This is a genomic window from Achromobacter insolitus (genome assembly GCF_002209555.1).
Classification (GTDB): Bacteria; Pseudomonadota; Gammaproteobacteria; order Burkholderiales; family Burkholderiaceae_B; genus Achromobacter; species Achromobacter insolitus.
The window spans coordinates 105573-123307 of the sequence record NZ_NJIF01000009.1 but is presented as its reverse complement, the minus strand read 5'-3'; the positions used below and the strand labels follow the sequence as shown (position 1 = coordinate 123307).

Sequence of the window (17735 nt, the reverse complement as noted above, 5' to 3'; positions counted from 1 at the left end):
ACTGTTCTCCGCGCCCGGGGCTCAGGAGGCCGTGATGATGCGGCCCTTGGCCAGCGCCTGTGGCCAGACCGACACCAGTTCGCCCTTCTGCCACTGGACCATGATGGGTTGCGCCATGGTGTTCAGGCCATTGGCATCGAAGTGCACGCCGCCGCCCGACATCACGCCTGCCCAGCCCTGGTCGTACTTTTTCGCTCGCAAGGCCTGGGAGACAGCTTCCGGCTTATCGGAGGCGGCGACTTCCAAGGCCTGGGCCAGCACGCCCGCGCATACGGCGTGTTCCAGCGCCTCGTGCGGCATGAAGGTGCCGAAGCGCTTGCGGTAGCGTTCGGTGTATTCGGGCGCCTGGTCGTAGTTGGCCGGGGCGATCGACAGCACGGCTTCCGAGTACTGGCCGAGTGCCTTGGCGAAATCGGGAATGACATAGCCCGCCGCTCCGCCCACGATGGGCACGGTCAGGCGCTGTTGCCGCATGACGCGGATGATCAGCAGGCTGTCGTTCAGGTAAGAGATGGGAAAGACGATCTGGGCGTCCGATCCCCGCAGCTTGCTGATCAGCGGGGTGACGTCGGTGATGCCCAAGGGATAGGCCTCGTCCAGCACGATCTGCGTGCCTGCCGCCTTTGCGGCATTGCGCACGCCGACTGCCTGCGAGGTGCCGTAGGCCGTGTCTTCGTACAGCAAGGCGATTTTCTTGATGTCCGAGGCGCCCGCCACGACCGAGGCGGCGTAGTCGTATTGCGCGCGGCCCAACACCGAACCTTTGGAAACCACCTGGAAGATGTGCTTGAAGCCTCGCTCGGTGAGCACGTCGGAGAACGACATGGTGAGCAGGGGAATGCCGCGGCGCTCGGTCACTTCCGATACCGCCAGCGTCAAGGACGACGCGTAGGCGCCAATGATGGCGACGCAGCGGTTCTGCGTGATCAGCCGCTGCGCCACCGTCGCCGCGGTGGTGGGTTGGGAGGTAGCGTCGGCGATGATGAGCTTGAGCTTGGCGCCGCCCATGGCCTTGATGCCGCCGGCCGCGTTGATCTCGTCGGCAGCAAGCTCCAGCCCCTGGCGCGAGTTGATGCCGAATTGGGCGTTGGCGCCCGACAGCGGCAAGATCACGCCCACGTTGATTTCCGACGGCGCGGCCAGCGCCCGTCCGGGCAAGCTGGCTGCCAGCGCGGCTGCGCCCAATCCAGCGACGAATTCCCTGCGCCCGGGCCGCATGGCCTGTTGGGGTTTTGTCATGTCTGTCTCCTGGCTTTTTCGTGTGCGGCGCAAGGCTGCCGGCCCTGCGCTCTGCGGCACATTATTGTGCTCAAATTTTAAGCAGTCAAGAAGATTGTCTGACAATCTGACTATTGACGATGTTTGGATAATTGACTGACAATCAGACAAAACAGATTGGGCAGACGCCTGATCCGCCGCCCGCCACACCACCACGAAAAGAGGAACTCATGGCAGACATCAAATCCGAAACCCAGGCCCTGTTCGACCAAGGCCTGAACCTGCGCCGCGAGGTGCTGGGCACCGAATACGTGGACGGCTCCCTGGCCCGCGCCAACGAATTCATGATGGCCTTCCAGCACATCACCACCGAATGGTGCTGGGGCTACACCTGGGGCCGCCCGGGCCTGGAAAAGAAGACGCGCAGCATGCTCAACCTGGCCATGCTGACGGCGCTGAACCGTCCCGCCGAGATCAAGCTGCACGTCAAGGGCGCACTGAACAATGGCGTGACGGTCGAGGAAATCAAGGAAATCCTGCTGCAGGCCACGGTCTATTGCGGCATCCCGGCAGGGCTGGATGCGTTCAAGGTCGCCAACCAGGTGCTGGAAGAAGAGGGCGCCTTCAAGGAGTCCAAGGCATGAGCGCCCCGCAAGAGCGCGTGGGCCTGATCGGCATCGGCAGCATGGGTTGGCCGATGGCCGCCCGCCTGGTGCAGGCCGGCTTTTCAGTCACGGTGTTTGACGCCGTGCCGGGCCAGGCCGCGAAGTTCGCGCAGGAAGTAGGCGGCCAGGCCGCCGTTACCTGCGCCGAACTGGCAGCACAGTCGGACATTATCTTCACGATGCTGCCCACCAGTGCGATCGTCGAGCAGGTGCTCAACGGTGAGCAAGGCGTGCTGGCGGGTCTGCGCCCGGATAGCGTCGTCGTGGACATGAGTTCCGGCGTGCCGGCGCACACGCAGCGCCTGGCGCAGGCCGTGGCCGCGGCAGGCGGCGTCATGGTCGACGCGCCGGTGTCAGGCGGAGTGCCGCGCGCCCGTACGGGCGAGCTGGCCATCATGTACGGCGGCCCCGCGGCGACGCTGGAGCGCGTTCGCCCGGCGCTGTCCAGCATGGGCACGTCGATCACGGCGGTGGGCGAGGTGGGCAGCGCCCACGCCATGAAGGCCTTGAACAACCTGGTGTCCGCGGGCGGCTTCCTGATCGGCGTCGAGGCGATGCTGATCGGACAGCAGTTCGGCCTGGATCCGAACGTGATCGTCGACGTGCTCAACGCGTCGACCGGCATGAACAACTCCACCCAGAAAAAGTTCAAGCAATTCGTGCTGTCGCGCCAGTTCAATTCCGGGTTCGGCCTGGACTTGATGGTCAAGGACTTGGGTATCGCGCTGGGCATCGCAACCGATACCGGCACGCCCACGCCGTTCGCCTCGCTTTGCCGCGAGTTGTGGGCCTCGGCCGGCAAGACGCTGGGCAAGGGGCAGGACCACACCGCCGTCGCGCGCCTGTCCGAGCAACTGGCCGGCGTGGAGCTGGGCGCCAAGCCCAAGGACTGACCAAAGCCGCGGCCGGGCGATACGCCCGTGCCGCTCCCATGCCAACGAAGCACAAGTATCCGCCGGAACAAGGCGGAGGGCCGGCTGTTGCCGGCGCAAATGAAAACCGAGGAGCAAAACCATGAGAAAGACCTTACTGGCGTCCGCTGGCGCCTGCCTGTTCGTGTTCAGCGCCCTGGCGGGTGCGCAGACCTACCCCGCCCGCGCCATCTCAATGGTGGTGCCCTATGCGCCCGGCGGTTCCACGGACGGCCTCGCTCGCATTGTGGCGCAGGCCATGGGCGAGAATCTGGGACAGCCCGTCGTGGTCGAAAACCAGGGCGGAGGAGGCACCATGATTGGCAACCAGCGCGTCGTGCGCGCCGCGCCGGATGGCTACACCATCACTTTCGGCAATATGGGGTCGCTGGCAATTGCGCCGTCGCTCTACCCCGCCAGCAAGTTCGACCCGCGCCGCGATATGACCGCGATCGGACTGGTGGCCACCGTGCCCATGGTGCTTTCCGTCAGCAAGGCCAGCGGCATTACCAAGCTGTCCGATTTCGTCGAGCGCTTGCGCAAGCAAGGCAAGGACGTGAACTTCGGCAATGCTGGTTCGGGCTCGACCAGCCACATCGCGGCGGCCTACTTCCTGCACGTCACCGGAACGCAAGGCATGCAGATCCCATACCGGGGCGCGGGACCCGCGATCAGCGACCTGATGGCCGGCACGGTTGATGCCGTTATCGACCAGACGGTCACGATGATTCCTATCCACGAGGGCAAGCGCGTTACCGCCCTGGCGGTGGCCAGCGCGAGCCGGTTGCCTCAGATTCCCGACGTGCCCACCTTTGCGGAGGCGGGCGTGCCCGACTTCAACATGAGCGTATGGAACGGCATTGCAGCGCCCGCCGCTACTCCGCCCGAGGTGGTTGCCCGACTGGAGCAGGCGTTGGCGGCGGCGCTGAAAAATCCGGGCGTGCGCGAGTCGCTGGGCAAGCTCGCCGCCCAGGCGCCCGGAGAAAAGGAGCAGGGGGCCGCCGCCTTTCAGGCGCTCATTGCTCGCGATGTGCCGCGCTTTGCCACGTTGATTAAGGAGGCCGGCATTACGGTCAACTGACCGCCGGCACAAATGGGATAGGGCTGGCTTTCAGTCTGCAAGATGGGCGTGCGTCCGATAAAGCGTGCCCTGCTTGCCGGATGTCTATGCTTTCCTGGCATAGTCTGCTCAGTCCAGCGCGACCGGCTTGCGCAGCCAAAGCAGTATGCCCTCCCCATCCCAGTTTCCCGTTCCTGCAGATGTCATCGCGGCCTTCGACTTCGACGGCACCCTAACCCATCGCGACACCCTCATTCCCTTCCTGGCCCATCTTTCGTGGGGCAGGCTGCTTGCGGCGCTACTGTGCGCCGCGCCCGCGCTGGCCGGGTTTGTGCTGCGCATGCGCAGCAATGAGGAGGCCAAGGCGGCGCTTTGCCGACGTGCCCTCAAGGGCCGCTCGCATTCCGAACTGGCTCGCATCGCGCGCGCATGGGTGCCCGCCATTCCATTGCGCCGCGCGCTGGTGGAGCGGCTGCGCTGGCATCAGCAGCGTGGCGACCATTGCGTCCTGGTGAGCGCCTCGCCGGACATCTACCTGGAAGCGGTCTCGCGGCATCTGTGCTTCGATGACCTGATCTGCACCCGGATGGCAGTGGACGAAAAGGGGAGGCTCTCGGGCGACTTCGACGGACCGAATTGCTGGGGGGCCGAAAAGATGCGCCGCCTGATCGAGCGCTTCGGCCCCCCGGAACGGTATGAGCTGTACGCCTATGGTGACAGCCGCGGCGACCAATGGATGATCGATGCCGCCCAGCACGCCTGGTATCGCGGCCAGGCGGTCAAGCCATGAGCGCCGTCCTTGCGCTGCTGCGTCCGCAGCAATGGCTGAAGAACGCCTTCGTGCTGATGGGATTGATTTTTGGCCACGGGTGGACGGACTCCGAACTGGTATTCGGTGTCGGCCTGGGATTCGTGGCATTCTGCCTGGCCTCCAGCGCGATTTATGCGTTGAACGACTATCACGATTGCGCCGCCGACGCCGCCCATCCGACGAAGCGTCATCGCCCCATCGCCAGCGGGCAGGTCGGGCTGCCGACCGCGCGCGCCTTGATCGCGGTGTTGGCAGGCGCGGCGTTGGGACTGCCGCTGGCTTGCGGGCAATGGCCAGTGGCGCTGGCGGTGGCCGCCTATCTGCTTTTGAACATCGCCTACACGCTGCGCCTGAAGCACAAGGTGCTGGTCGACGTGTTCTGTATCGCCGCCGGCTTCATGCTGCGGCTGGCCTGTGGCACCTATGCGGTAGGCATCACGCCGTCCCGTTGGATGCTCTTGTGCAGTTTCATGCTGACCTTGTTCCTGGGCTTCGCCAAGCGGCGCGCGGAAATCGTCGCGTTGCCAGGTGGCGCCCTCGCCATGCAGGGCAGCACGCGTATCGTGCTGCGCCATTACAGCCCGCAACTGCTGGACAATCTGGTGGCCATCACGGCCAGCGCCAGCCTGCTCACTTACGGCCTGTATTCGGTCGACCCCGAGACCGCGGCGTTGCATGGCACCGCGCATTTCGTCCTTACCCTCCCGATCGTGACGTTTGGCGTCTTCCGCTACCTGCATCTGCTGTACAACGGCGGCTCGGGCGAGGAGCCGGGCCGCGACCTGCTGGCCGACAACCAGATACGCATCGCGGTCGCGGCCTGGGCAGTGGTGGTGCTCTTGCTCGTGGGAACCTGACGGTGGCATATCTGTGGCTGATTCTCAGCGGGGCCTGCAGCGTGGCCGCGAGCGCGGCGCTCAAGGTGGCGGGGTCGGGATCCTCAAGGGCGGCGTCGGCTTCGCTCCTGGCGCAGACATTGCCTTACGTGATGGCCGTCGGCGCCTATGGCCTGGGTTTTGGCTTCTACGCGCTCGCGCTGCGCCAGCTGGACCTGACCCAGGCCTACCCGCTGATGGTCGCATGCGCCATCGTTGGCGTGTTTGGCTACGGCCTTCTGTCCGGTGCCGAGTCCATTTCCGTAATGCGCATGGCGGGCGCGTTCTGCATCGCCGTCGGCGTCTTCCTGATGTCGAAATAGGCGCCAGGGCATTCCATGAAACAGTTTTTCGATAGTCCGGCCTACCGCGGGTTTCTATTATCCTGTGCCTACGTCGTCATTGCGGCCGCTGTCATCAATGGCTTCTACACAAAGTGGAGACTGGGCGATGGGCACCCGTCATTCGGCTTGTCGCAGATGGTGGAGGGAACGGCGCATCGTCCGTACGTGTATCGGCAGTTTGTGCCCGCAATAGCCAATGGCATCCAGAACTTGCTGCCGCCGGCTACCGTTGCGCGCCTTTCCGAGCGCCTGGCGGAACCTCGCAGGCTGAATAGCCGTTCGGGGCTGGCGATGCGTTACCCAGCGTCCGAAGCGCTGGTGCCGGCCTTTACCTTGCGCTATCACCTCGTTTACTACCTGACGTTCTTCGCGCTCCTGGCAGCACTGTTCGTTATGCGGCGGGTATGCCTGGCGGTGGGGGCGGACGCGGTGGCCGCGACGCTCGCGCCGGCCGCAGTCGCGCTGATGCTGCCGTTCTTCCTGACCGAAGGGGGCTATTTCTACGACTTCTTTGAGTTGCTCTTCATGATGAGCGCCATGCTGCTGGCAATGGGCGCGTCCCCAGGCAGGCCGCTGCGGCTGATCGCCCTGCTGCTATTGGCGGGCGTGGCCACCTGGAATAAAGAGGCGTTTTTCTTCTTTGCGCCCGCCCTGTATCCGTTGCTGCGGCGCAATCTCTCGCGCACGCAGGCGACGGCGCTGGTGGCGGGGCTGGTCTTCGTGTGCGGTTGCGTCTATCTGGCCCTGCGCATGCGGTTTGCGGGGAATCCGGGTTCGACGGTCGACTTCCAGTTGTGGGACAACTTGCGCTTCTACGTCGACCCGGGCAATTGGCTGCGTACGGAGAGCACCTACGGCGTGCTGCTGCCGCGCGGCTTCGGAATCGTCAGCCTGCTGGCATGCACGGGTATTGCCGTCTGCGGCTGGGCGCGCCTGCCGCGAACCATGCGCCGGCATGCATTGCTGGCCTTATCCATCAACCTCCCGTTGTTCCTGCTGTTTTGCTCGCCAGGCGAAATGCGCAACCTCAGCATGCTGTATCCCTCGCTGCTGGGCTTGCTGGCGCTGGCCACGATGGCCTGGATACGCCCGGCAGCCGCGTGTCGGCCAGAGCGCGACACCGCCTGAACGCTTCATTCTTGTTACACGAATAACGGGTTTACCCTATGTTCCTGTGCACCTCAAATTTGTATGATGACCCGATAACTTGAACTCAAGAGACACGTCATCATGCTGGCCCCGCAGCCGTCTGTACCGCAAGTCCGCCCCTGCCTTCCAGGGGCTTTCCATGACTGACGAATCCCGCATCCGCGAAGAAATCTGCACCGTCGGCGCCAGCTTGTACAACCGTGGCTACACGGTCGGCGCGGCCGGCAACATCAGCGCCAGGCTGGACGACGGCTGGCTGATCACGCCAACGGACGCCTGCCTCGGGCGCCTGGATCCCGCTGACTTGGCCAAGGTCGATCTGGCCGGCAACTGGGTGTCTGGCGCCAAGCCCTCCAAGACCCTGGTGCTGCACCAGGGCATCTATCGCGCCAGCCCCGAGTCGCGCGGCGTGGTCCATACGCATTCCACCCACCTGGTCGCGCTGACGCTGGCGGGCGTGTGGCGACAGGACGAGGTACTGCCGCCCATCACCCCATACCAGGTCATGAAGGTGGGCCGGATTCCGCTGATCGGCTATCGCCGCCCAGGAGACGCGCAAGCCGCGGCCGAGGTGGCCGCCGTGGCGGCGCAGGTGCGCGGCGCGCTGTTCGAACGACTGGGGCCCGTTGTGTGGGAGCGCTCGGTGTCGCATGCCTCTTATGCGCTCGAAGAACTGGAAGAAACCGCGCGGCTGTGGCTGATGAGCGATCCCCGCCCCGAGCCGCTCGGGCCCGAAGCCATCGAAGAATTGCGTGCCGTCTTCGGCGCGCGTTACTGATCCATTTATTCAGAAAGCCCTCCCGCCGCCTGCCTGCGGACTGGAAAGGCGCATCCTCTTGGAGACTTGCATGCCCCCGATGGAAACCACGCTCGGCGCGCAGCCCGTGCCGCCGAAGCAGGCAGATTCCCGCGAAACCGCGCGGGCCTACGCCAAAGTGTTCTGGCGGCTCGTGCCGTTTCTCATGCTTTGCTACGTGATCGCCTACCTCGATCGGGTGAATGTCGGCTTTGCCAAGCTGCAGATGTCGCAAGATCTGGGCTTCAGCGAAACCGTGTTCGGCCTGGGCGCCGGTGTTTTCTTCATCGGTTACTTCCTCTTCGAAGTGCCCAGCAACCTGTTCATGCACAAGCTGGGCGCGCGCATCTGGATCGCCCGCATCATGATTACGTGGGGGATTCTGTCGGGTCTCTTCATGTTCGTCGAAACGCCCACCGGCTTCTACATCCTGCGTTTTCTGCTGGGCCTGGCCGAAGCCGGCTTCTATCCGGGCGTGATCCTGTACCTGACCTACTGGTATCCGGCTCATCGCCGCGCCAAGATCATCGCGCTGTTCATGTCAGCCATCCCCGTGGCCGGGATTTTCGGCAATCCGCTGTCCGGCTGGATCATGGAAGCGTTTCATGGCACGCACGGCCTGCAGGGCTGGCAATGGATGTTCCTGATCGAAGCCATTCCCGCCTTGGTCATCGGCGTGGTGACCATCATGTACCTGGACAACGGCATCGCCAGCGCCAAATGGCTTACCGCCGAAGAGAAGCAGATACTGACCCGGGAAATCGAACAGGACCAGAAGCAGACCGGCACGCAAAAGCATTCGGTGCGCGCGGTGTTCGCCGACAAGCGCGTGTGGTGGATGTGCCTGATCTACTTCGCCTTTGTCGCGGGCCAGTACGGCCTGACGTTCTGGATGCCTACCCTGATCAAATCCACTGGCGTCACCGGCGCCTTCAACATCGGCCTGCTCAGCGCCATCCCGTTCATCTGCGCCATTGTCGTGATGAACCTGCTGGGCCATTCCGCCGACAAGCGCCGCGAGCGCCGCTGGCACTTGATCGTGCCGGCGCTGCTTGGCGCCGTGGGATTTTCCGTCGCGGCGTCCTTCGCCGACAACACCGTCGTATCGCTGGTCTTTCTGTCGATGGCGGCCGCTGGCGTGCTGACCTGCGCGCCCCTGTTCTGGTCGCTGCCGACGGCCTTCCTGTCGGGCACCGCAGCGGCTGCGGGTATCGCCATCGTCAACTCGGTAGGTAACCTGGCGGGCTTCGCCAGCCCCTACATGATCGGCTATCTCAAGGATCTGACCAGTTCCACCGCGTCCGGCATGTACGTGTTGGCGGGCGTGCTGGTCGTTGGCGCTATCGCGGTCTGGTTCACGCCGGCCAAGCTGGTCAATCGCTGACGCGCCGTTTTCGTTCACAAGGAATTGCAATGCCACGCCTGGCCGCCAACCTCACCATGATGTACACCGAGCACCCCTTCCTGGACCGCTTCAAGGCGGCGGCAGGGGATGGCTTCACCGGAGTGGAGTTTCTGTTTCCGTACGAGTTCACCGCCGCCGAGCTCAAGTCGCGACTGGATGGCAGTGGCCTGGAGCAGGCCCTGTTCAATGCGCCGCCCGGAGATTGGTCCGCCGGCGAACGCGGCATTGCTTCCCTGCCGGGCCGTGAAGGCGAATTCGAGCGCGGCTTCGACCAGGCGCTGGAGTACGCCGCGGTGCTCGGCAACCGCAAGCTGCATGTGATGGCGGGCCTGATCCGCCCGGAACAGGACCGCTCGGCGCACCGCGAGGTCTACCTCAAGAACCTGGCATCGGCTGCGCGCGCGGCGGCGTCGGCCGGGGTCACCGTCGTGATTGAACCCATCAACACGCGCGACATTCCCGGCTTCTTCCTGAACCGCCAGGATGAGGCCCAGGCCATCTGCGCCGAGGTCGGCGCGGACAACCTGAAGGTGCAGTTCGATATCTACCACTGCCAGATCGTCGAAGGCGATATCGCGATGAAGCTGCAGCGCGATATCGCCGGCATCGGCCACATCCAGATCGCTGGGGTGCCCGACCGGCACGAACCCGACCTGGGCGAGCTGAACTATCCCTACCTGTTCGAGCGCATCGACGCGCTCGGCTATACGGGCTGGATCGGCTGCGAGTACCGTCCCAGGGCCGGCACGTCCGCGGGTCTGGGCTGGGCCCACCCCTATCTTGCCAATCACTGAGCATTCCACCATGAAAATCCTGATCACCGGCGGCGCCGGATTCCTGGGCCAGCGCCTGGCCCGCAAGTTGCTGGAACAAGGCTCCCTGACGCTGGACGGCGCGCCGCAGGCGATTACACAGATCGACCTGCTGGACGTCGCCAAGACCGACGCGCTGGCGGACCCCCGCGTGCATTCCATCGTGGGCGATATCGCCGACCCCGCCGTGCTGCGGCAAGCCATAGGCACGGATACGCGCGCCATCTTCCATCTTGCCGCCATCGTCAGCGGCCAGGCCGAGGCGGACTTCGACCTGGGCATGCGGATCAACCTGGACGCGTCGCGGGCGTTGCTGGAAACCTGCCGCGCACTGGGCCACAAGCCCCGCGTGATTTTCACCAGCTCGGTGGCTGTGTACGGCGGCGTCTTGCCTGAAACCGTGCGCGACGACACCGCGCTCAATCCCCAGTCGTCCTATGGCACGCAAAAGGCGATCGCCGAATTGTTGCTGGCCGACTACACGCGCCGCGGCTTCGTCGACGGCCGCGTGCTGCGCTTGCCCACCATCAGCGTGCGTCCCGGCCGCCCGAACGCGGCGGCCTCGTCGTTCGCCAGCGGCATCATCCGCGAGCCCCTCAACGGCGAGGCCGCGGTGTGCCCGGTCGGCGCTGACACGCGCCTGTGGCTGCTGTCCCCGCGCGGCGCCATCCAAGCACTGATTGCCGGCTGCGAACTGCCGGCGCAAGCGGTGGCCGACCGCGCTCCCATCAATCTGCCGGGCGTGTCCGTCACCGTGGCCGAGATGGTGCAGGCCTTGCGCGAGGTGGCCGGCGACGAGGTCGCCGATCGCATCACATGGCAGGCGGACGAACGCGTCGAGCGCATCGTGGGTAGCTGGCCGGGCCGGTGGGACACGGCCCGCGCGACCCGGCTGGGCCTGAAGGGTGACGGCGACTTCGCCGAGATCATCCGCGCCTACATCGCCGACGACCTGCCGCGCTGAGTGCGCGACGCCCTGCTTCCCAGTTTTTCTATGGACGATGTAACCATGAGCCATCCGCAAACTACCCCGCGCCGCGTCGGCGTCATCGGCCTGGGCGCAATGGGCGCCGGCATTGCGCAAAGCCTGCGCCGCGCTGGCCACGAGGTGCACGCCTACGACATCAGGCCCGGCGTCGCCGCCGCCTTTGCCGCTGAGGGCGGGGTGGCGTGCACCACGCTGGCCGACATGGCCGCCGCCTGCGACATCGTCATCAGCGTGGTCGTCAATGCGGAACAGACCGAAGCGGTGCTGTACGGCGATGCAGGCATCGCCGCCTCGCTACGCCCGGGCGCCGTATTCGTGATGTGTTCCACCGTGGATCCCAACTGGTCGATCGCGCTGGAAGCGCGGCTGGCGGAGCAGGGCATCCTGTATGTGGACGCTCCCATTTCCGGCGGCGCGGCCAAGGCTGCCTCTGGTCAGATGACCATGATGACCGCGGCCCGGCCGGCCGCCTACGAGGCCTGCGGCGCCGTTCTGGATTCGATGGCCGGCAAGGTCTATCGCCTGGGTGACCGCGCGGGCGCGGGCAGCAAGGTCAAGATCATCAACCAGTTGCTGGCGGGCGTGCACATCGCGGCCGCGGCGGAAGCCATGGCGCTGGGCCTGCGCGAAGGCGTGGACGCCGATGCGCTGTACGAAGTGATCACGCACAGCGCGGGCAATAGCTGGATGTTCGAAAACCGCATGGCCCACGTCCTGGCGGGTGATTACACGCCATTGTCGGCGGTGGACATATTCGTGAAGGACCTGGGCCTGGTGCTGGACACCGCCCGGCATACCAAGTTTCCCCTGCCGCTGGCGTCGACCGCGCATCAGATGTTCATGCAGGCCTCCACGGCCGGGCATGGCCGCGAGGACGACAGCGCGGTGATCAAGATTTTCCCGGGTATTTCCCTGCCGGAGGCGAAATGAGCATCAAACTGGGCTGTATCGCCGACGATTTCACCGGCGCCACCGACCTGGCCAACAATCTGGTGCGCGCCGGCATGCGCGCCGTGCAGACCATCGGCGTGCCTGGAACGCCGCTGCGCGGGGACGCGGACGCGGTGGTCGTGGCACTGAAAACCCGTACCTTGCCCGCCGCCGAAGCCGTGGCGCAGTCGCTGGCGGCGCTGGAATGGCTGCAGGCGCAGGGTGCCGAGCAGATCTATTTCAAGTATTGCTCCACCTTCGACAGCACGCCGCAAGGCAACATCGGCCCCGTCACCGACGCGCTCATGTCGCGGCTGGGCACGGCCTTTACCATCGCGACGCCAGCGTTTCCGGATAACAAGCGCACCGTATTCAAGGGCTATCTGTTTGCGGGCGACGTGTTGCTGAACGAATCTGGCATGCAGCACCACCCGCTGACGCCCATGACCGATCCCAACCTGGTCCGGGTGCTGTCCGCGCAGACCTCGCGCAAGGTCGGGCTGGTCGACTACAGCGTCGTCGCGCGCGGCAGCGACGCGATCCGCGCGCGCATGCAGGAACTGGCGTCCCAGGGCATCGAGATCGCCATCGTGGACGCCGTGTCCAACGAGGATCTGCTGGTGCTGGGACCGGCCTTGCGCGGCATGCCTTTGGTGACGGCGGGTTCGGGCGTGGCCATCGGCCTGCCGGCCAATTGGGGCTTGTCCGCCGGCCAGACCGCGAGCCTGCCACGAACCCCGGGGCTGCAGGCGGTGGTGGCCGGCAGTTGCTCCGCGGCCACCAACGGGCAGGTCGCCGCGTTCATCGAAAGCGGACGCCCGGCATTGGCGCTGGATCCGTTGCGCCTGGCGGCGGGTGAGGACGTCGTGGGCGAGGCGCTGGCCTGGGCCGAGTCGCGCATGCTGGACGGGCCCGTGCTGGTCTATTCGACCGCGCAGCCCGATCAGGTGAAGCAGGCCCAGGGCGCGCTGGGCGTCGAGCGCGCTGGATCGCTGATCGAGGCCGCCATCGCGCGCATTTCAGTCGGGTTGGTCGAACGCGGCGTACGCCAGTTGATCGTCGCGGGCGGCGAGACTTCCGGCGCCGTGGTGCAGGCGCTGGGACTGGAACAGATGGCCATCGGCGAACAGATCGATCCGGGCGTGCCCTGGTGCTCGGGCTACGCGCCGGCGGCGCAGGGCGATGTCAGCATCGCGCTGAAGTCCGGAAACTTCGGCGTCCGGGATTTCTTCACCAAGGCGTTCAATACGCCTTGACGCCCGGCGGCTAGCGGTGCGCCTGCCGCAGGCGCTTGGCCGCGTTCACCATGTGGATGCGCGCGGCTTCGCGCGCACCGTCCACGTCCTTCTTGCGGATCGCCTCGACGATGGCGATGTGTTCCTGCAGCACGTCGCGCATCAGGCTCGCGTGGCGGGCCTCATTGCCGCGCGTCACACGCGTGGCCGCTTCCATGAACTGGCTGACGAAGGCCAGTGTCGTCATGAAATAGGGATTTCCTGTGGCGCGCGCGATGCTGCGGTGGAACGCCACGTCTTCCTTCACGCCGTCGCCGCCGTTTTCGACTGCCTGCGAAATGGCGGCCAGCGCTGCGTCGATGTCGACCATGTCCTGCTTCTTGCGCACCGCGGCGGCCTGGGCCGCGATCTCTGTTTCCAGCGCGCGGCGCAGGTCCACGATGTGCAGCACGGCGTCCAGCGTAGACAGTTCGGCCGCGTCGATGCGCAGCGCCCGGTTGCCACTGGGGCCGGTGACGTACACGCCGCTGCCTTGCCGGGCTTCCACCACGCCATCTTGGCGCAGCCGCGAGACCGCTTCGCGGATGACGGTGCGGCTGACGCCGAATTGTTCGGCCAGTGCGCTCTCGGTCGGAAGCTTGGCGCCGGGCAGCACTCGACCTTCGTCGATTTCGGCGCGCAGGCGCTTGGCGACGGTATCGGTCAGCGTGGGCGGGGAGGGTAGTCGGGGAAACGCCATTGATGGGGAGGACAGGAAAGGCCGGCCTCCGCTATGGCGGCCAGGGCAGGAGCAGCGTCGATGATAACCGGTAGCCGTCGTGGCCCGGCACACACGCGCTTGGCCCGAGGCCGTGGCGCCATCAGCGTGGCGTCGGCGGCGCGCTGCCGCCCGATTTTGCACGCGCTTCCAGCAGGCAATCGATGAAGCACTGCGCGGCTGGTGTCGGCGGAGAGTCCGCGCGGGTCAGGATCGATACCCGGGCGGCCGGCAGGTCGTGCGCCAAGGGCAACATGCGCAGGCCGCGCGGCAGCAGGCTGTGGTCGAACAGGTTGCGCACGAAGATGCCCAATGCATCGCTTTCGGCAATGATGGCCAACGCAACTGCGATGGATTGGCAGGGGATGACGTCGCGGGGCGCCGGCAGCTTGTGGGCAGCGAAGGCCAGCCGCAGCAGGTTGGCGGGCGCCTGGATATTGCCGGGCAGCAGCCACAGGGCATCGTGCAGTTCGGCCAGGCTGGTGGCCCGGCGCAGCGGATGGCCGGCACGCGCCCCGACCGCGAGCGGCAGCGTGAAGAGCGGGCTGCGCGCGAAGCCGTCGTCGATGTCGCCGTCGTACTCCGTCTGCACCAGGAAATCGTAGCGGCCCGATTCCAGCTGTTCATGGCTATAAGGCGGCGCGACCTCGTTGAATGTCACGGCCACGCGCGGCATGCGCGCGCGGAAGGCGGCCAGCGCGGCCGGCAGGATCGTCAGCGCGGCCGAACTGAAGGCGAGATTCAGCGTGCCGCCTTCGCCATCGCGCATCTGGCCGATCTCTTCCTGCGCCTTGCGCGCTTCCTGCAGGATAAGGATGGCGCGCTTGTATAGGGCTTGGCCGTAGCTCGTCAGTTCCACGCCCCGGGCGCTGCGCCGCACCAGTTCGGCGCCCACGCTCTGTTCCAGCTCGCGCAGGCTGCGCGTCGCCGCGGGCTGGGTGACGAACAGCGCGCGTGCTGCAGCGCGGATGCTGCCGTGTTCGGCCATCAGTACGAAGGCGCGCAATTGGCGCAAGTTCATGGGACGCGCTCCGGATCCGGCGGATCGATTTTCGCCATCGTATAAGAAAAAGTATGCACTGGAACAAAAATGCTGTCTTTTCCTTATCGTCTGTCGTCCGTATATTCGTGTCCACGGGGCAGGCGCAGCGTCCGGATTCACGGACCGGCCGTCACCGGAACGGACATCAAGGGGAAAAAATGTCTATCGCTATCGCCGCCGCGCCGGGGCGGCAGGACCTTCATACGCCGACCATGCGCCGGCGGGTCATCGCCGGCACCACCATCGGCAACGCGCTGGAGTTCTTCGACTTCACCGTCTTCACATTCCTGATGCTGGTCATCGGGCCGCTGTTTTTCCCGGCCGCCTCGGGCTACGGGCAATTGCTCTTGACCACCGCCACCTTCGGCGTCGGCTTCCTGATGCGGCCGGTAGGCGGCATGCTGATCGGATCCTATGCGGACCGCCACGGACGGCGCGCGGCCATGACGCTGACCCTGTGGTTGATGGGTCTGGGCTGCGCACTGATCGCGGCTGCGCCGACCTACGCGCAAATGGGAGTGGTGGGGCCGGTGCTGATGGTGCTGGCGCGGTTGATCCAGGGATTTGCAGCAGGCGGGGAAGTGGGCGCATCGACCACGCTCTTGGTCGAGCACGCGCCGCCCGAGAAGCGCGGCTTCTACTCCAGCTGGCAGTTCGGCAGCCAGTCGCTCGGTGTGATGCTGGGGGCGCTGACGGTGGCCTTGCTGACCGCGGCGCTGAGCAAGGAGCAGATGCAGGCCTGGGGCTGGCGCGTGCCTTTCGTCATCGGCATCCTGACCGTGCCCGTAGGCGCCTACATCCGCCGTAATCTTGAGGAAACGCTGGAGCAGCCCTCCCGTACCGCCGCAGACCATCCGCGGGCCGCGACTGGCCATCAGCCCCTGCGCCGCGTGTTTGCCGAACACAAGGCGCCAGTGGCCAAGGGCATCCTGCTGGTAATCGGAGGCATGGTGTGCGCGCAGATTATCGGGTTCTACATGCCGGCCTACGCCAACAAGGAGCTGGGTCTGCCTGCCACTTCCACCCTGTTCGCCAGCGTGGTGCTGGGCGCCATTGGCTTCCTGCTCGCGCCGTTTGTCGGCATGCTGGCCGACCGGGCCGGGCGCAAGCGGGTGATCTTCTGGTCCCGCGCGGCCACCGTGGCTGCCTTGCTGCCATGCTTCCAATGGCTGGTGTCCGCGCCCAGCACCGGGCGCCTGATGACGGTGATTGCCTTGCTGGCGGTGCTGCTGGCGTTGCAGACCGCGCCTGTCATCACAATGCTGCCGGAACTGTTTCCGAAGGCGGTGCGCACGACCGGAATGTCGGTCGTGTATGGGCTGGGAATATCCGTGTTCGGCGGCTTTGCCCAGTTTTTCGTGACCTGGCTGCTGCACGTCACCGGAAATCCGATGGCGCCGGCCTGGTACCTGATGGTGACCGTGACGCTTTCCACCGTGGTGCTGTTCTGGATCCAGGACCGTACCGGCCATGAAATCGACAACCGCGAGGCATGAGCATGCAGTCCATCACACGCTATTTCTCCTCCAGCTACGCGCAGGCCCGCGACCGCTTCCTGTCCGCCGCGGCGCCCTTGGCCGCGCACGTCCAGTCTTACGCGATCGAGCCGCTGGGCAGCGAAGGCGAACCCCTGGCGACAGACGTGGCGCTGATCGGTGACGCGAACGCCGAGCGGCTGCTGATCATGACCTCGGCCACGCACGGCGTGGAGGGCTTTTGCGGCTCGGGCTGCCAGCTCGCGCTGCTGGATGACGCGCCCATGCTGGAGCGGGCGAGGCGCGCGGGCGTGGCGTTGCTGCTGGTGCACGCCGTCAACCCGTACGGTTTTTCGTGGGTCGCGCGCACGGATGAAGGCAACGTGGACCTGAACCGCAATGCGCAACCCTTCGGCAGCCAGGCATTGCCGGCCAACCCCGGCTATGGCCTGGTTCATGGCCTGCTGCTGCCGCAAGAATGGCCGCCCACGGATCAGAACCGGCAGGATCTCGCGCGCCATATCGAGCAGCACGGCCTGCCCGCCGTGACCCAGGCCGTTTCGCAGGGACAGTACACCCATGCCGACGGCCTGTTCTATGGCGGTGATCGTCCCGCGGCGTCGCTCGTGAACCTGCGCGACATTCTGCAAACCCATGCCAGCCGTTATGCACGCATCGGTTGGATAGACGTGCACACCGGCCTGGGACCGCGGGGCCATGGCGAGAAGATCTATGCGGGCCGCCGCGACGAGGCCGAGGTGGCGCGGGCGCGGCGCTGGTGGGGCGCCGATATCGCCGTGCCATACCAGGGCAGTTCCGCCTCGGTGGACATCACCGGCCATCTGGCAGGTCTGATTTACCAGGCCTGCCCCGATTCCGAACCCACGCTGATGGCTTTGGAGTTCGGCACCCAGCCGTGGGCCGACGTGGTTCTCGCGCTGCGCGGGCGCAATTGGCTGCGCGCCCATCCCGAAGCCGGCGACGCGTTGCGGCGCGAGATCCTGCAGGCGACGCTGGACGCGTTCTATTGCGGCCAGGAAGATTGGCAGGGCATGGTGCTGGGACAAAGCCGGGTGGCGGTGCTTCAGGCGCTGTGCGGGCTGCAAGCATAAGCCCGGAGCAAAACGGCGGCAGCGCTTTTCGGCGGACGTGCTTGGCGCCGGCTGCCTGAGCCGGATGGGGCGTCGGTTGGATGAGTGTCCAAACGGCGCCCTTTTTCTTGCCTTGCAATTGAAATGTTATATCATTTGCTCCTTGTTTGT

Annotated in this window: 18 protein-coding genes; 15 read left to right on the top strand and 3 right to left on the bottom strand. The window is 65.7% G+C overall.

Annotated features, from left to right (window positions below; genetic code table 11):
• Positions 1 to 21 precede the first annotated feature (21 nt).
• On the bottom strand, positions 22 to 1239 hold the full coding sequence (locus CEY08_RS23665) for an ABC transporter substrate-binding protein (RefSeq protein WP_042796184.1): 1218 nt from the start codon (positions 1237 to 1239) through the stop codon (positions 22 to 24).
• 209 nt (positions 1240 to 1448) lie between these two features.
• On the opposite strand from CEY08_RS23665, the gene CEY08_RS23660 reads away from it, so the two are divergent.
• From CEY08_RS23660 to otnK, 13 genes are all read left to right on the top strand, one after another.
• Positions 1449 to 1862, top strand: a complete 414-nt coding sequence (locus tag CEY08_RS23660; protein WP_042796185.1) for a carboxymuconolactone decarboxylase family protein — start codon at positions 1449 to 1451, stop codon at positions 1860 to 1862.
• A complete protein-coding gene (locus CEY08_RS23655) occupies positions 1859 to 2776 on the top strand; it encodes an NAD(P)-dependent oxidoreductase (RefSeq protein ID WP_042796186.1) in 918 nt (305 codons plus the stop codon). Before CEY08_RS23660 ends, CEY08_RS23655 begins: the two co-directional genes overlap by 4 nt.
• Positions 2777 to 2897: 121 nt before the next feature.
• Positions 2898 to 3875, top strand: a complete 978-nt coding sequence (locus CEY08_RS23650; RefSeq protein ID WP_076816584.1) for a Bug family tripartite tricarboxylate transporter substrate binding protein — start codon at positions 2898 to 2900, stop codon at positions 3873 to 3875.
• Between the two features lie 145 nt (positions 3876 to 4020).
• Complete coding sequence (locus CEY08_RS23645; RefSeq protein WP_076816582.1) at positions 4021 to 4644, top strand: HAD-IB family hydrolase; 624 nt, start codon at positions 4021 to 4023, stop codon at positions 4642 to 4644.
• On the top strand, positions 4641 to 5522 hold the full coding sequence (locus CEY08_RS23640) for a decaprenyl-phosphate phosphoribosyltransferase (protein ID WP_063641367.1): 882 nt from the start codon (positions 4641 to 4643) through the stop codon (positions 5520 to 5522). The genes CEY08_RS23645 and CEY08_RS23640 overlap by 4 nt, the downstream gene beginning before the upstream one ends.
• A gap of 2 nt (positions 5523 to 5524) precedes the next feature.
• Complete coding sequence (locus CEY08_RS30025) at positions 5525 to 5863, top strand: DMT family transporter (RefSeq protein WP_063641366.1); 339 nt, start codon at positions 5525 to 5527, stop codon at positions 5861 to 5863.
• A 15-nt stretch (positions 5864 to 5878) separates the two neighbouring features.
• Positions 5879 to 7012 carry a hypothetical protein gene (locus CEY08_RS23630; protein WP_076816577.1) on the top strand — a complete coding sequence of 378 codons (1134 nt, stop codon included), beginning with the start codon at positions 5879 to 5881 and terminating at the stop codon, positions 7010 to 7012.
• 160 nt (positions 7013 to 7172) lie between these two features.
• A complete protein-coding gene (gene otnC / locus CEY08_RS23625) occupies positions 7173 to 7811 on the top strand; it encodes a 3-oxo-tetronate 4-phosphate decarboxylase (protein WP_076816574.1) in 639 nt (212 codons plus the stop codon).
• A gap of 79 nt (positions 7812 to 7890) precedes the next feature.
• Positions 7891 to 9213 (top strand): MFS transporter, encoded by a 1323-nt coding sequence (locus CEY08_RS23620; protein WP_042796192.1) that lies wholly within the window; start codon positions 7891 to 7893, stop codon positions 9211 to 9213.
• Positions 9214 to 9242: 29 nt separating this feature from the next.
• The gene (gene otnI, locus CEY08_RS23615; protein WP_076816572.1) at positions 9243 to 10028 is read left to right on the top strand and encodes a 2-oxo-tetronate isomerase; all 786 of its coding nucleotides are present in this window, start codon (positions 9243 to 9245) and stop codon (positions 10026 to 10028) included.
• A gap of 10 nt (positions 10029 to 10038) precedes the next feature.
• Positions 10039 to 11010 (top strand): D-erythronate dehydrogenase, encoded by a 972-nt coding sequence (gene denD / locus CEY08_RS23610; protein WP_076816569.1) that lies wholly within the window; start codon positions 10039 to 10041, stop codon positions 11008 to 11010.
• 45 nt (positions 11011 to 11055) lie between these two features.
• Positions 11056 to 11964, top strand: coding sequence for an L-threonate dehydrogenase (gene ltnD, locus CEY08_RS23605; protein ID WP_063641564.1), 909 nt, complete (start codon positions 11056 to 11058; stop codon positions 11962 to 11964).
• Positions 11961 to 13220: a 3-oxo-tetronate kinase gene (gene otnK / locus CEY08_RS23600; protein ID WP_076816566.1), complete on the top strand. Its 1260-nt coding sequence runs from the start codon at positions 11961 to 11963 to the stop codon at positions 13218 to 13220. Before ltnD ends, otnK begins: the two co-directional genes overlap by 4 nt.
• A 10-nt stretch (positions 13221 to 13230) precedes the next feature.
• Here otnK and CEY08_RS23595 read toward each other — a convergent pair whose 3' ends face one another.
• Together CEY08_RS23595 and CEY08_RS23590 are read right to left on the bottom strand one after the other, a co-directional pair.
• Positions 13231 to 13938 (bottom strand): FadR/GntR family transcriptional regulator, encoded by a 708-nt coding sequence (locus CEY08_RS23595; protein ID WP_042796197.1) that lies wholly within the window; start codon positions 13936 to 13938, stop codon positions 13231 to 13233.
• Positions 13939 to 14059: 121 nt separating this feature from the next.
• Positions 14060 to 14977, bottom strand: a complete 918-nt coding sequence (locus CEY08_RS23590) for a LysR substrate-binding domain-containing protein (protein WP_076816564.1) — start codon at positions 14975 to 14977, stop codon at positions 14060 to 14062.
• A gap of 179 nt (positions 14978 to 15156) precedes the next feature.
• Here CEY08_RS23590 and CEY08_RS23585 point away from each other — a divergent pair, with 179 nt between their 5' ends.
• Both CEY08_RS23585 and CEY08_RS23580 read left to right on the top strand, forming a co-directional pair.
• Positions 15157 to 16494, top strand: coding sequence for an MFS transporter (locus tag CEY08_RS23585; RefSeq protein ID WP_063960217.1), 1338 nt, complete (start codon positions 15157 to 15159; stop codon positions 16492 to 16494).
• A 2-nt stretch (positions 16495 to 16496) separates the two neighbouring features.
• Positions 16497 to 17585 carry a M14 family metallopeptidase gene (locus CEY08_RS23580; RefSeq protein ID WP_076816562.1) on the top strand — a complete coding sequence of 363 codons (1089 nt, stop codon included), beginning with the start codon at positions 16497 to 16499 and terminating at the stop codon, positions 17583 to 17585.
• Positions 17586 to 17735 lie beyond the last annotated feature (150 nt).

Coding starts and splice junctions, on each gene's coding strand:
- CEY08_RS23665 (WP_042796184.1), bottom strand. CDS start 1,239: ATGACAAAACCCCAACAGGCCATGCGGCCCGGGCGCAGGGAATTCGTC.
- CEY08_RS23660 (WP_042796185.1), top strand. CDS start 1,449: ATGGCAGACATCAAATCCGAAACCCAGGCCCTGTTCGACCAAGGCCTG.
- CEY08_RS23655 (WP_042796186.1), top strand. CDS start 1,859: ATGAGCGCCCCGCAAGAGCGCGTGGGCCTGATCGGCATCGGCAGCATG.
- CEY08_RS23650 (WP_076816584.1), top strand. CDS start 2,898: ATGAGAAAGACCTTACTGGCGTCCGCTGGCGCCTGCCTGTTCGTGTTC.
- CEY08_RS23645 (WP_076816582.1), top strand. CDS start 4,021: ATGCCCTCCCCATCCCAGTTTCCCGTTCCTGCAGATGTCATCGCGGCC.
- CEY08_RS23640 (WP_063641367.1), top strand. CDS start 4,641: ATGAGCGCCGTCCTTGCGCTGCTGCGTCCGCAGCAATGGCTGAAGAAC.
- CEY08_RS23630 (WP_076816577.1), top strand. CDS start 5,879: ATGAAACAGTTTTTCGATAGTCCGGCCTACCGCGGGTTTCTATTATCC.
- otnC (WP_076816574.1), top strand. CDS start 7,173: ATGACTGACGAATCCCGCATCCGCGAAGAAATCTGCACCGTCGGCGCC.
- CEY08_RS23620 (WP_042796192.1), top strand. CDS start 7,891: ATGGAAACCACGCTCGGCGCGCAGCCCGTGCCGCCGAAGCAGGCAGAT.
- otnI (WP_076816572.1), top strand. CDS start 9,243: ATGCCACGCCTGGCCGCCAACCTCACCATGATGTACACCGAGCACCCC.
- denD (WP_076816569.1), top strand. CDS start 10,039: ATGAAAATCCTGATCACCGGCGGCGCCGGATTCCTGGGCCAGCGCCTG.
- ltnD (WP_063641564.1), top strand. CDS start 11,056: ATGAGCCATCCGCAAACTACCCCGCGCCGCGTCGGCGTCATCGGCCTG.
- otnK (WP_076816566.1), top strand. CDS start 11,961: ATGAGCATCAAACTGGGCTGTATCGCCGACGATTTCACCGGCGCCACC.
- CEY08_RS23595 (WP_042796197.1), bottom strand. CDS start 13,938: ATGGCGTTTCCCCGACTACCCTCCCCGCCCACGCTGACCGATACCGTC.
- CEY08_RS23590 (WP_076816564.1), bottom strand. CDS start 14,977: ATGAACTTGCGCCAATTGCGCGCCTTCGTACTGATGGCCGAACACGGC.
- CEY08_RS23585 (WP_063960217.1), top strand. CDS start 15,157: ATGTCTATCGCTATCGCCGCCGCGCCGGGGCGGCAGGACCTTCATACG.
- CEY08_RS23580 (WP_076816562.1), top strand. CDS start 16,497: ATGCAGTCCATCACACGCTATTTCTCCTCCAGCTACGCGCAGGCCCGC.